Here is a 12,080-nt window from a genome sequence, read left to right as displayed (position 1 = left end):
GAACCATGAGCAATCTGCCTTCTTCCCAGACCCCCGACCAGCCGCAGCGCAAGCCTCGGGTAGCGCTCGTCTTCGGCGGCCGCAGCTCCGAGCACGGGGTTTCGGTGGTCACCGCGGCCAGCGTGCTGCGGGCCATCGACCGGTCGAAGTACGACGTCCTCCCCATCGGGATCACGGCGGACGGCCGCTGGGCGCTGACCAGTGACGACCCGGACCGGATGGCGATCTCCGACCGCCGGATGCCGACCGTCGAACAGGTCACCGACCACGACGGCACCGTCGTCCTCCCGGTCGACCCGGCCAACCGCGAGGTCGTCTACTCCGAGCCCGGAGCCGTACCCAAGGTGCTCGGCGACGTCGACGTCGTCTTCCCCGTGCTGCACGGCCCGTACGGCGAGGACGGCACCCTGCAGGGCCTGCTGGAGCTGTCCGGCGTGCCCTACGTGGGTGCGGGCGTCCTCGCGTCGGCCGTCGGCATGGACAAGGAGTACATGAAGCGGGTCTTCATCTCCTTCGGCCTGCCCGTCGGCCCGTACCTCGTGGTGCGCCCCCGCGACTGGGAGAACAACCAGGACGCGGCCCGCCGGAGCATCGTGGAGTTCGCCGCGGACCACGGCTGGCCGCTCTTCGTCAAGCCCGCCCGCGCGGGTTCGTCGATGGGCATCAGCAAGGTCGAGGACGCGTCCGGTCTCGACGAGGCGATCGAGGAGGCCCGGCGGCACGACCCGAAGGTCATCATCGAGTCGCTGCTGCGCGGCCGCGAGATCGAGTGCGGTGTCCTGGAGTTCGAGGACGGGCCGCGCGCCAGCCTCCCGGCCGAGATCCCGCCGGTCACCGCCCACGACTTCTACGACTTCGAGGCCAAGTACATCGACTCGGCCGAGGGCATCGTGCCGGCGCCGCTCACCCCCGAGCAGACCGCCGAGGTGCAGCGGCTCGCTGTCCAGGCCTTCGACTCGGTCTCCTGCGAGGGCCTGGTCCGCGCGGACTTCTTCCTGCTCGACAGCGGAGAGTTCGTCATCAACGAGATCAACACGATGCCCGGCTTCACGCCCATCAGCATGTACCCGCGGATGTGGCAGGAGAGCGGCGTGAGCTACCCCGAGCTGGTGGACAAGCTGATCCAGGCGGCGCTGCGCCGCCGGACCGGGCTGCGCTAGAAAGCTGCGCCGGAGCGCTGCGTCAGAGCTCGTTCGGGATCGTCTTCTTGACGGCGCCGGCGAGGTCGGTGAGGGGACCGAGGTCGCCGGCGTACTTCTTGGGGAGGGTCACCTCGACGTACGCCTTGCGCAGCGTGGTGGTGAGCTTGAAGCTGCCGTCGCCCTGGGCCTGGATCAGCCAGCCGACGCCGTCCACCTCCACCGAGTCCGCGCTGGAGTCGCTCATCGCCGCCGGCCGCGGTACCCCGCAGCGCAGCACGATCGCCGGATCACCCCACCCGGCGGTGAAGTCGGATGCGGGCCTGAGATCATGCACGCCGAGTCCATTGACCGAGTGCGGCAGATCCCTGTGCAGCGCACGGCAGTAGACGGCGGCCCGCGCGTCCGGAGCCGGTACGGGTGTCTCATCGGCCGGACCGGCTGCGGAAACGAAGACCGCCGCCGCGGACAAGCACGCGACGGCGGCAACGGAAATCAGCGCGAACCGGCGAAAAGCTATCACCGGACGAGCATAGTCGGGGGCTACAGATGGACGACGGGACAGGTCAGAGTACGGGTGATCCCGTCCACCTGCTGTACCTTCGCGACCACCATGCGGCCCAGGTCGTCGACCGTGTCTGCCTGGGCCCGGACGATGACGTCGTAGGGACCGGTGACATCTTCGGCCTGAATGACACCGGAGATCTTCGCAATCGTCTCCGCTACTGCCGAGGCCTTCCCAACCTCGGTCTGGATCAAGATGTACGCCTGTACCACGGAACCTCCAGGGCGGCTTCGAGGATCATGTGGGAGGGGGGACGCCACGTTATCGCGTCGCCGCACGGCGCGGGGAGACCCGCGCGGTACCGAGCACTCGCATTGCGCGGAATCTCCAGGGGAATGACGACGTGAAAGGGACAAACAGATGAAGGGGACCGTGGGCGAGTTGGGGGAGTTCGGGTTGATCAGGGAGTTGACCTCCCGGCTCACGACCACTCCCAATGTACGCCTGGGGCCTGGGGACGACGCGGCGGTGGTGGCCGCGCCGGACCGCCGGGTGGTCGCCACCACCGATGTGCTGCTCGAAGGCCGGCACTTCCGGCGCGACTGGTCCACCGCGTACGACGTGGGCCGCAAGGCCGCGGCGCAGAACCTCGCGGACATCGCCGCGATGGGCGCGGTGCCCACCGCGGTCCTGCTGGCGCTGGTCGTCCCGGCGGAGCTGCCGGCCACCTGGCCGATCGAGCTGATGGACGGCATCCGCGACGAGTGCCAGGTGGCGGGAGCCGCCGTGGTCGGCGGCGACGTGGTGCGCGGGGACACGATCACGGTCGCGATCACCGCGCTCGGCGACCTCCGCAACCGCGAGCCCGTCAAGCGGTCCGGCGCCCGGCCGGGCGACGTCATCGCGGTCACCGGCTGGCTGGGCTGGTCGGCGGCCGGCCTCGCGGTGCTCTCCCGCGGCTTCCGCTCGCCGCGCGCCTTCGTCGAGGCGCACCGGCGGCCGGAGCCGCCGTACCACGCGGGCCCCGCGGCGGCCGAGCTCGGCGCCACCGCGATGACGGACGTCAGCGACGGCCTGGTGGCCGACCTCGGGCACATCGCGACGGCCAGCGGGGTGCTGATCAACCTGAAGTCCGCGGACATCGACGTACCCGCGCAGATGTCCGACATCGGGCAGGCGGTCGGCGTGGACCCGCTGCACTGGGTGCTGACCGGGGGAGAGGACCACGCGATCGTCGCGGCGTTCCCGCCCGATGTGAAGCTCCCGGCCCGCTGGCGGGTGATCGGTGAGGTGCTCAAGGCCACCGGCACTCCGCACGTCACGGTGGACGGCGCCGCCTGGGACAAGGCCGGCGGCTGGGACCACTTCGGCGACACCGCGGAGCAGGGCTCCGGGGACTAGGTTCACGGGTATGCGTACCTCCCCGCCCAGGGTGCTCGCCGTCGCCGGATCCGATTCCGGCGGCGGTGCGGGCATCCAGGCCGACCTGAAGACGATGCTGGCGCTCGGCGTGCACGGTATGAGCGTGGTGACGGCGGTCACCGCGCAGAACTCGCTGGGCGTCCAGGGGGCCTGGGAGCTGCCTGTGGCGGCCGTTCGCGCGCAGTTCCGCAGTGTGGTCGACGACATCGGCGTACAGGCCGTCAAGACCGGCATGCTCTCCTCGGCGGCGATCGCCTCCGAGGTGGCCGCTCTGCTGGCGGACGTGGCCGCCCCCGTGGTCGTCGACCCGGTCGGCATCTCCAAGCACGGGGACGCCCTGCTGACGGCGGGCGCCCTGGAGGTCGTCCGCACCGAGCTGCTGCCCGTGGCCACCGTCGCCACCCCGAACCTCGACGAGGTCACCCAGTTGACGGGTGTCGTCGTGGACGGTGAGGCCGCGATGGGCGAGGCCGCGGAAGCGATGCTGGCGCTCGGGCCGCGCTGGGTCCTGATCAAGGGCGGCCACCTCGACGGCGACGCCGTGGACCTGCTCTCCGACGGCTCCCGGGAGTACTGGTTCCGCGCCGCGCGGTACGACAACCGGCACACTCACGGCACCGGCTGCACGCTGGCCGCTGCCATCGCCTCGTACCTGGCCCTGGGTCTGGAGGTGCCGGAAGCGGTGGGCGCTGCCAAGGACTACGTCACGGGCGCCATCGTGGCCGGCTTCCCGCTGGGCGGCGGCATCGGCCCGGTCGACCACGCCTGGCGCCAACGCCAGGAGCGGTGAGCGCGCGCCGGGTGCTGGGGCCGTCAGCGTCCGGCGGCCGTCAGCGTCTGACGGCCGGCCGCAAACGCAAGAAAACCGGCCCACCCTGAGGTGGACCGGCTTCGAGTAGCCGCAAGGCTGCGCTGCTACGACGTGTACGCGTCAGCGCGAGACCTTGCCGGCCTTGATGCACGAGGTGCAGACATTGAGGCGCTTCGGCGTCCGACCGACCACAGCACGCACCCGCTGAATGTTGGGATTCCAACGGCGGGGAGTACGGCGGTGCGAGTGGGAAATAGCGTTGCCGAAGCCCGGCCCCTTGCCGCAGACGTCGCAGTTGGCAGCCACGGGTCACTCCAAAGACTTCGAGATGCACTTACAGTGAAAAGCCCGGGAGATTCCCGGACAACCGGAGCAGCATACAACGGCCACTCCCGGACAACGAAATTACCATGGTTGCGGGGTCCGCCGCCCCGGCCGACTGCCGCCGTGACCGGTGTCACGGATACTCTCACCTGCAGCAGTCTCCGCTTCAGGTGTCCCGCAGGAGGACTTGGTGCCGCACACGCTCGACGCTTCCGCGGTGCGCGCGTGGTGCCGACTGGCCCTTCAGGCGCTGGGAAGGGCCCGCGAGGAGATCGACGCGATCAACGTGTATCCCGTCGCCGACGGGGACACCGGCACCAATCTGTACCTGACGATGGAATCCGCCGCCCAGTCCGTCGACGCCGTCTTCGACGGCCACGGTGCCTCCGGCCACTCGCCCGACCTCGCCCAAGTCGTCCGCGCCATGTCCCACGGCGCCCTGATAGGCGCCCGCGGCAACTCCGGCACGATCCTCGCGCAGCTGCTGCGCGGCATGACGGACGTCCTCACGGACGCCGCGGGGGACCAGGACGCCGCCGAACTGCTGCGCCGGGCGCTGCGCCGCGCCGCGAGCTCCGCCTACTTGGCGGTCGCCCACCCCGTCGAGGGGACGATGCTCACCGTCGCCACCGAGGCGGCCACGGCCGCCGAAGGTGACGGCGGCGCCCTGGTGGCCGTCGCGAGAGCCGCCCACCAGGGCGCGCGCACCGCGCTCGCCGCCACCACCGGCCAGCTCGCCGTACTGGGCCGGGCCGGCGTCGTGGACGCGGGCGGGCGCGGGCTGGTGGCCGTCCTGGGCGCGCTCGCCGACGCCGTCTCCGGCGAGGTGCCGATGGGGCCGCTGGCCGATCACTCGCCCGCCGTCCCGTACGGCTGCCGCGCCGAGGACGGCGCGGACCCGCACGTCGTGCCCGGCGGCCCGGCCTTCGAGGTCATCTACCTGCTGGAGGCGGCCGACACCGCCCTGCCCGCGCTGCGCGGCCGGCTGGACGCCCTCGGGGACTCCCTGGTGGTCGTCGGCGGCGAAGGGCTGTGGAACGTCCACGTCCACGTGGACGACGCGGGAGCGGCCATCGAGGCCGGTATCGAGGCCGGCCGCCCCTACCGGATCCGCGTCACCCACTTCGGCGACCAGACCCAGGACCGCTCCGACACCGACACCCCCGCGGTGCCCGAGCCGGTCTCCCGGCACCACGAGCGGGCCGGCGACGGCGGGCCGCCCGAGCGGGTGCGGCGGGCCGTCGTCGCGGTCGTCCGGGGCGACGGGCTGGCCGACCTCTGCGGGCGGGCCGGTGCGACCGTCGTCGCCGTCCGCCCCGGTGACCCGCCCGCCAGCGGCGAGATCGCGGCCGCGATCCGCCGGGCGAACGCCCGCGAGGTGGTGCTGCTGCCGAACGACGTGGAGCTGCGGCACGCCGCGGGCGCCGCCGCGGACCGGGCCCGCGCCGACGGCGTACGCGTCGCCCTGATCCCCACCCGCTCCCCGGTGCAGGGCCTCGCCGCGCTCGCCGTGCACGAGCCCGCACGGCGCTTCGACGAGGACGTCGTCGCCATGACCTCGGCGGCCGGCGCCACCCGCTACGCCGAACTGGCCGTCGCCGAGCACCAGTCCTGGACGATGGCCGGCATCTGCCAGGCCGGCGACGTCCTCGGGCTGATCGACGGCGATGTCGCGGTCATCGGCGGGAACCTCGTCGAGACCGGCACGATCGTCCTGGACCGCATGCTCGCCGCGGGCGGTGAGATGGTCACCCTGGTCCTCGGCGCCGCCGCTCCGCCCGACCTCGCGGACCGCATCGAGGCCCATGTCCAGGCCGGGCACATCACCGTGGACACCGTGGTCTACCAGGGCGGCCAGCAGACCTGCCCGCTCCTCATAGGCGTCGAATAGCCGACGACGCACCCGCACGGGGCATCGGACCGGGCTCTGTCAGTCCGGTACGCAAAGATGGACCCGATGTCTGCCCTGGACGAACCCCTGAAGAAGGCGGTCGGCGGCCGCACCGCAAAAGTGCTCGCCGACCACCTCGACCTGCACACCGTCGGCGACCTGCTGCACCACTACCCGCGCCGGTACGCCGAGCGCGGAGAGCTGACGCGGCTGGCCGACCTCCCGCTCGACGAGCACGTCACCGTCGTCGCGGAGATCGCCAAGGCCGACAAGCGGACCTACAACGGCGGGACGGGGGTCCGCCTGGAGGTCGTCGTCACCGACGGCAGCGGCTCGCTGACCCTGGTGTTCTTCAGCAAGGCGGCGCACGCCCACGCCCACCGGCTGATCCCCGGCCGCCGCGGCATGTTCTCCGGCAAGGTCTCGGTCTTCAACCGCACCCGCCAGCTCGCCCACCCGGACTACCAGTTGCTCGATGCGGACGATGCCAAGGGCGGGGAGTCGGACGTGGCCGCCGCGTTCGCCAACCAGCAGATCCCGCTGTACCCCGCGTGCAAGCAGATCAGCTCCTGGCAGATCGCGCAGTCCGTGCAGACGGTCCTCAACTCGATGGAGGCCACCGGCTGGGCGGGCGTCGGCGAACCGCTGCCGGCCGCGCTGCGCGAGGCACATGACCTGGCGCCGCTTCCCGAGGCGCTGGAGAAGATCCACCGGCCGCGGACCAAGGCCGACATCGAGGATGCGAGGACGCGCCTGAAATGGGACGAGGCGTACGTCCTGCAGGTCGCGCTGGCGCGCCGCCGGGCCGCCGACTCCGCGCTGCCCGCCACCCCGCGCGTGCCGCACGCCGACGGGCTGATGGCCACGTTCGACACCCGGCTGCCGTTCACCCTCACCGAGGGCCAGCAGAAGGTCTCGGCCGAGATCTTCGCCGACCTGGCGACCGAACACCCCATGCACCGCCTCCTGCAGGGCGAGGTCGGCTCCGGCAAGACGCTGGTCGCGCTGCGCGCCATGCTCGCCGTCGTCGACTCCGGCGGCCAGGCCGCACTGCTCGCGCCCACCGAAGTGCTCGCCCAGCAGCACCACAGGTCGATCACCGAGATGATGGGCGACCTCGCCGGCGGCGGCATGCTCGGCGGTGCGGAGAACGCCACCAAGATCGTGCTGCTCACCGGCTCCATGGGGGTGCCCGCCCGCCGGCAGGCCCTGCTCGACCTGATCAGCGGGGACGCCGGGATCGTGATCGGCACGCACGCCCTGATCGAGGACAAGGTCCAGTTCCACGACCTGGGCCTGGTCGTGGTCGACGAGCAGCACCGCTTCGGCGTCGAGCAGCGGGACGCGCTGCGTGCCAAGGCCGCCAAGCCCCCGCACCTGCTGGTGATGACCGCGACCCCGATCCCGCGCACGGTCGCCATGACCGTCTTCGGCGACCTGGAGACGTCCGTCCTGGACCAGCTGCCGGCCGGCCGCTCGCCGATCGCCACCCACGTCGTCCCGGCCAAGGACAAGCCGCACTTCCTCTCCCGCGCCTGGGAACGGGTGCGCGAGGAGGTCTCCAACGGCCACCAGGCGTACGTGGTCTGCCCGCGCATCGGTGACGAGGAGGACGCGAAGAAGAAGCCGGACGACGCGGAGCGCCGCCCCCCGCTGGCCGTTCTGGACATCGCGGAACAGCTCGTCGCGGGGCCGCTGGCCGGGCTGCGGGTCGAGGTGCTGCACGGCAGGATGCAGCCGGACGCCAAGGACGACGTGATGCGCCGGTTCTCCGCCGGTCAGGTGGACGTCCTGGTGGCGACCACGGTCATCGAGGTCGGGGTGAACGTCCCGAACGCCACCGTCATGGTGATCATGGACGCCGACCGCTTCGGCGTCTCCCAGCTCCACCAGCTGCGCGGCCGGGTCGGCCGGGGCTCCGCCCCCGGCTTGTGCCTGCTCGTCTCCGAGGCGCACGAGGCGAGCCCCGCCCGGCAGCGCCTCGCCGCCGTCGCAGCCACCCTGGACGGCTTCGAGCTCTCCCGCATCGACCTGGAGCAGCGCCGCGAGGGCGATGTCCTCGGCCAGGCCCAGTCCGGCACCCGCTCGTCGCTGCGCATGCTGACCGTCATCGACGACGAGGAGGTCATCGCCGCCGCCCGCGACGAGGCCACCGCCCTGGTCGCCGCCGACCCCGAACTGGCCGATCACCCGGACCTGCGGAGCGCCCTGGAGAGCCTGGTCGACGCGGACCGCGAGGAGTACCTCGACAAGGGCTGACCCAAGAGCCCAACAGCCTTGCTGAGCAGGTGGATTGTCAGTGGTCCCTGAGAGAATGGACGTAGTCCAAGTCGATGGACCTTTGGGGGCAAAAGCATGTCGTTCCGTCATCTCAACGAACTGCCGCTCGGCGACAAGGTCTTCCGGATCGAGCTCGCCAGCGACGACGACACCAACGTCACTCTCACCCTCTCCGGATGGAGTGAGGACGACCCCGACACCCTCCTCGCCTCAGGCGATCTGCGGCTGCCCATGGCAGACGTACCGTCCCTGCGGATCGCGCTCAACCGCGCCCTGCGCGCCCTCGCGCTCGTCGCCGACGTATCGGAGCCCATCCCCGACCGTGACGTGCTCCGGGAGCTGTTCCCCGGCCACGGCGCCCCCTGGGTGCCGCAGCACGAGGAGGAGCTGCTGCGGCGGTTCCACGACAGCGAGACCGTCGCCCGGATAGCCGCCCGCTTCGGGCGGACCCCGGACTCGGTCCGCACCAAGCTCCGTGAGCTGGGGCACGACCCGCGCCGCCCCGAGTTCTGCCCGCCCGACGGCTGCCTGTCCTGGTCCCGCTACGCGTCCACCTCCCTGGTGGGGGCGGTGGAGGAGCCCGGCAGGGAGTGACTCCGTATCGTGGGGGAGCGGCCGCGCACAGCGCCGCTCCCCCACGATGTCGAGGACGTGAAGGACGAGATGACCCGCGTGATCGCCGGAGCCGCCGGTGGCCGCCGCCTGGCCGTGCCCCCGGGCAATGGGACCCGCCCCACCTCGGACCGCGCCAAGGAGGGCATGTTCTCCACCTGGGAGTCGCTGCGCGGCACGCTGAACGGGGCCAGGGTGCTGGATCTGTACGGCGGCTCCGGGGCGATCGGGCTGGAGGCGCTGTCGCGCGGCGCCGAGCACGTCCTGCTGGTCGAGTCCGACCCGGCCGCGGCCCGCACCATCCGGGAGAACGTGCAGATGATCGGGTTGCCCGGCGCCGAGGTGCGGGCCGGCCGGGCCGAGCAGATCGTCGCCGGCCCGGCGCCGGCGACCCCGTTCGACATGGCCTTTCTGGACCCGCCCTACGACATGGGCGACGCCGAACTGCGGGAGATCCTGCTCACACTCCGCATTCAGGGGTGGCTGGATGACGACGCGATCGTCACCGTGGAACGGCGCACCCGTGGCGGAGTCTCCCCCTGGCCCGACGGCTTCGAGGCAGTGAGGGCCCGCCGTTACGGCGAGGCAACACTTTGGTACGGTCGCGCCGCCGAAGTTACCGCCGAGTCATGAACGGCCCGGAGAGCGAGGAGTCTCAGTTGCGTCGCGCAGTCTGTCCGGGGTCGTTCGACCCCATCACCAATGGACATCTCGACATCATCGCCCGCGCCTCCAGGCTCTACGACACCGTGTACGTGGCGGTGATGATCAACCAGTCCAAGCAGGGTCTGTTCTCGGTCGAGGAGCGCATCGAGCTCATCCAGGAAGTCACCGCCGAATTCGGAAACGTGCAGGTCGAGTCGTTCCACGGCCTGCTCGTCGACTTCTGCAAGCAGCGCGACATCCCGGCCATCGTCAAGGGCCTGCGCGCCGTCAGCGACTTCGACTACGAGCTGCAGATGGCCCAGATGAACATCGGGCTCTCCGGGGTCGAGACGCTCTTCGTCCCGACCAACCCCACGTACAGCTTCCTCTCCTCCAGTCTGGTCAAGGAGGTGGCCCAATGGGGCGGCGACATCTCCCACTTGGTGCCGCCCGCGATCCTGGCGGCTCTCAACGACCGGCTCGGGCAGCGCTAGAGTCTGCATGTCCCGTCCGGACCCGGCCGGGCCCCGCTGAGGAAAGACTGACGCCCGTGGACGTGCAGAAGAAGCTCGACGAGATCGTCGCGGCCATCGAAGGCGCGCGGTCCATGCCGATGTCCGCCTCGTGCGTGGTCAACCGCGCCGAGCTGCTGAGCAGGCTCGAAGAGGTGCGCTCCGCGCTCCCCGACTCGCTGTCGCAGGCCGAGGCGCTGCTGGGCGGCCGCGAGCAGCTGGTCGAGGAGGCCCGGGCCGAGGCGAACCGGATCATCGAGTCGGCGCACGCCGAACGCGGCTCGATGATCTCCGACACCCAGGTCGCCCGGCAGTCCCAGGACGAGGCGGAGCGCATCGTGGGCGAGGCCCGCCGCGAGGCGGAGGAGATCCGCGCCGAGGCCGACGACTACGTGGACAGCAAGCTCGCCAACTTCGAGGTCGTCCTCACCAAGACCATCGGCTCCGTCGACCGCGGCCGCGAGAAGCTGCTCGGCCAGGGCCCCGGCCTTGACGAGCAGGGGTACGAGGACGCGGACGCCCCCGAGCGCAGCGCCGACCCGGAGACGCTGCGGCGCCGGGCCGACGAGTACGTGGACACCAAGCTCGGAGCCTTCGAGGCGGTGCTCTCCAAGACCCTGGAGGCCGTCGGCCGCGGCCGGCTCAAGCTGACCGGCCACAGCGTCGCCGACGAGCTGGGCGCCCACATGGCGGCCCAGGACGCCGCGGACGCGGCGGGCGGCCACCAGACCGACGCCGAGTTCATGGCGGGGCTGGCGGCGCCGGTGCCCGAGCAGACCCAGCAGACGGACTACTCGTACGACCCGACTCCCGCCAACGCCGACTACGGGTACCAGCAGGACTACGGCCAGCAGGCCGCCTACTCCGACCCGTACGCGGCCCAGCAGCAGGGATACCCGGAGCAGCCCGCCTACAACGGCTACCAGCCCGAGTACGGGCAGCAGAACTACGCCGACCCGCAGGGGCAGTACGAGCAGCAGCCGTACGCCCAGCAGCAGCACCAGCACCAGCAGCAGCACCAGCCCCAGCACCAGGCCGCGGCGCTCGACGAGACCAGCCTCTTCGACACCGGCATGATCGACCTGAACCGGCTGCGGGAGCTGGAACAGGGGCGCTGAACGCGCTGCTCAGAGGGTTGGGTAGTGGGCGACGGGTGAGGGAAAAAGGGGCGGCGCGAGGCGCCTCGTTGCAAGGGTGGTGGCGGGCGAGGGGTGGGCGAGTTGGGTCCTGCCCGCACGTCCAGTATCCTGACCTTTCCAGCCGTGTGAATCGCCGGCTCTTTGGGCTGCCCATCCTCCGGGATGTCGGCATGCCGCACCGATGAAAGAGGAAGCCCTGAAAACCCCCCGTCTCGACCACCGCGAGCCTCTCGTGTTCGACACGCACGAGCTGGGTCGTCGTCCTGGTTCGATGCGGAAGGTCTCCCGTTCGGTGCCGGCACCCAAGGATCTCGGTATCGAGGTCATCGGGGTGCCCGAGGGCACGGCAGTACAGCTGGAGCTCCGTCTGGAGTCGGTCATGGAGGGGGTACTTGTCACAGGTACCGTCCGTGCGCCGCTCACGGGGGAGTGCGTAAGGTGTCTGGAGCCGTTCGAGCGCAAGCTCGATGCGGACTTCCAAGAGATGTACTCCTACCCCGACGCCGACACCCGGACCGCCCGCAAGGACGAAGCCGGTGACGACGCGGAGGAGGAGGCTCTCTTCCTCGAGGACGACCTGTTCGATCTCGAACCCGCGCTGCGGGACGCGGTAGTGCTCGCACTGCCGCTGCAGCCGGTGTGCCAGGAAGACTGCCCGGGACTGTGCTCCGATTGCGGAGAGCGGCTCGCGGACGACCCGGACCACCACCATGAGGTCGCCGACATCCGGTGGGCGGCCCTGCAGGAATTTAAGAAGAGCGGTGCCGACCAGGGCGCCGACGAGAACCAGGAGAAGTAGC

13 protein-coding genes are annotated in these 12,080 nt (G+C 71.1%); 10 read left to right on the top strand and 3 right to left on the bottom strand.

Going from position 1 to position 12,080, the window contains the following annotated elements:
- Positions 1–5: 5 nt before the first annotated feature.
- Positions 6–1,160 (top strand): D-alanine--D-alanine ligase family protein, encoded by a 1,155-nt coding sequence (locus tag AC07DC_RS29360; RefSeq protein ID WP_478917512.1) that lies wholly within the window; start codon positions 6–8, stop codon positions 1,158–1,160.
- Positions 1,161–1,182: 22 nt separating this feature from the next.
- Here the strand turns inward: AC07DC_RS29360 and AC07DC_RS29355 are convergent, their stop codons facing one another.
- Both AC07DC_RS29355 and AC07DC_RS29350 read right to left on the bottom strand, forming a co-directional pair.
- Positions 1,183–1,662, bottom strand: coding sequence for a DUF3515 domain-containing protein (locus AC07DC_RS29355; protein ID WP_478917511.1), 480 nt, complete (start codon positions 1,660–1,662; stop codon positions 1,183–1,185).
- Positions 1,663–1,682: 20 nt separating this feature from the next.
- The gene (locus AC07DC_RS29350) at positions 1,683–1,916 is read right to left on the bottom strand and encodes an Lrp/AsnC family transcriptional regulator (RefSeq protein WP_138356479.1); all 234 of its coding nucleotides are present in this window, start codon (positions 1,914–1,916) and stop codon (positions 1,683–1,685) included.
- A 148-nt stretch (positions 1,917–2,064) separates the two neighbouring features.
- On the opposite strand from AC07DC_RS29350, the gene AC07DC_RS29345 reads away from it, so the two are divergent.
- Both AC07DC_RS29345 and thiD read left to right on the top strand, forming a co-directional pair.
- Positions 2,065–3,045: a thiamine-phosphate kinase gene (locus AC07DC_RS29345; protein WP_478917510.1), complete on the top strand. Its 981-nt coding sequence runs from the start codon at positions 2,065–2,067 to the stop codon at positions 3,043–3,045.
- 10 nt (positions 3,046–3,055) lie between these two features.
- Positions 3,056–3,856, top strand: a complete 801-nt coding sequence (gene thiD / locus AC07DC_RS29340) for a bifunctional hydroxymethylpyrimidine kinase/phosphomethylpyrimidine kinase (protein WP_478917509.1) — start codon at positions 3,056–3,058, stop codon at positions 3,854–3,856.
- Positions 3,857–3,997: 141 nt separating this feature from the next.
- On the opposite strand, the gene rpmB is transcribed toward thiD, so the two are convergent.
- Positions 3,998–4,183, bottom strand: a complete 186-nt coding sequence (gene rpmB / locus AC07DC_RS29335; protein WP_138356476.1) for a 50S ribosomal protein L28 — start codon at positions 4,181–4,183, stop codon at positions 3,998–4,000.
- 208 nt (positions 4,184–4,391) lie between these two features.
- On the opposite strand from rpmB, the gene AC07DC_RS29330 reads away from it, so the two are divergent.
- The 7 genes from AC07DC_RS29330 to AC07DC_RS29300 all read left to right on the top strand — a co-directional run bounded on the left by AC07DC_RS29330 (position 4,392) and on the right by AC07DC_RS29300 (position 12,079).
- A complete protein-coding gene (locus tag AC07DC_RS29330; RefSeq protein WP_478917508.1) occupies positions 4,392–6,092 on the top strand; it encodes a DAK2 domain-containing protein in 1,701 nt (566 codons plus the stop codon).
- 57 nt (positions 6,093–6,149) lie between these two features.
- Positions 6,150–8,351 (top strand): ATP-dependent DNA helicase RecG, encoded by a 2,202-nt coding sequence (recG, locus tag AC07DC_RS29325; RefSeq protein ID WP_478917507.1) that lies wholly within the window; start codon positions 6,150–6,152, stop codon positions 8,349–8,351.
- A 96-nt stretch (positions 8,352–8,447) separates the two neighbouring features.
- On the top strand, positions 8,448–8,966 hold the full coding sequence (locus AC07DC_RS29320) for a hypothetical protein (protein WP_478917506.1): 519 nt from the start codon (positions 8,448–8,450) through the stop codon (positions 8,964–8,966).
- Positions 8,967–9,035: 69 nt separating this feature from the next.
- Positions 9,036–9,617, top strand: coding sequence for a 16S rRNA (guanine(966)-N(2))-methyltransferase RsmD (rsmD, locus tag AC07DC_RS29315; protein WP_478917720.1), 582 nt, complete (start codon positions 9,036–9,038; stop codon positions 9,615–9,617).
- Positions 9,618–9,643: 26 nt separating this feature from the next.
- Entirely contained in the window at positions 9,644–10,123 is a 480-nt protein-coding gene (coaD, locus tag AC07DC_RS29310; protein ID WP_478917505.1) for a pantetheine-phosphate adenylyltransferase, read from the top strand.
- Between the two features lie 56 nt (positions 10,124–10,179).
- Positions 10,180–11,259, top strand: coding sequence for an ATP synthase F0 subunit B (locus AC07DC_RS29305; RefSeq protein ID WP_478917504.1), 1,080 nt, complete (start codon positions 10,180–10,182; stop codon positions 11,257–11,259).
- 202 nt (positions 11,260–11,461) lie between these two features.
- The gene (locus tag AC07DC_RS29300; RefSeq protein ID WP_478917503.1) at positions 11,462–12,079 is read left to right on the top strand and encodes a YceD family protein; all 618 of its coding nucleotides are present in this window, start codon (positions 11,462–11,464) and stop codon (positions 12,077–12,079) included.
- The last annotated feature ends 1 nt before the right edge of the window (position 12,080 follow it).

The organism is Streptomyces sp. NPDC045021 (assembly GCF_056432645.1).
The sequence above is the reverse complement of the archived record's forward strand: the minus strand, read 5'-3'. Positions and strand labels throughout refer to the sequence as shown.

Coding starts and splice junctions, on each gene's coding strand:
- AC07DC_RS29360 (WP_478917512.1), top strand. CDS start 6: ATGAGCAATCTGCCTTCTTCCCAGACCCCCGACCAGCCGCAGCGCAAG.
- AC07DC_RS29345 (WP_478917510.1), top strand. CDS start 2,065: ATGAAGGGGACCGTGGGCGAGTTGGGGGAGTTCGGGTTGATCAGGGAG.
- thiD (WP_478917509.1), top strand. CDS start 3,056: ATGCGTACCTCCCCGCCCAGGGTGCTCGCCGTCGCCGGATCCGATTCC.
- recG (WP_478917507.1), top strand. CDS start 6,150: ATGGACCCGATGTCTGCCCTGGACGAACCCCTGAAGAAGGCGGTCGGC.
- AC07DC_RS29320 (WP_478917506.1), top strand. CDS start 8,448: ATGTCGTTCCGTCATCTCAACGAACTGCCGCTCGGCGACAAGGTCTTC.
- rsmD (WP_478917720.1), top strand. CDS start 9,036: ATGACCCGCGTGATCGCCGGAGCCGCCGGTGGCCGCCGCCTGGCCGTG.
- AC07DC_RS29300 (WP_478917503.1), top strand. CDS start 11,462: ATGAAAGAGGAAGCCCTGAAAACCCCCCGTCTCGACCACCGCGAGCCT.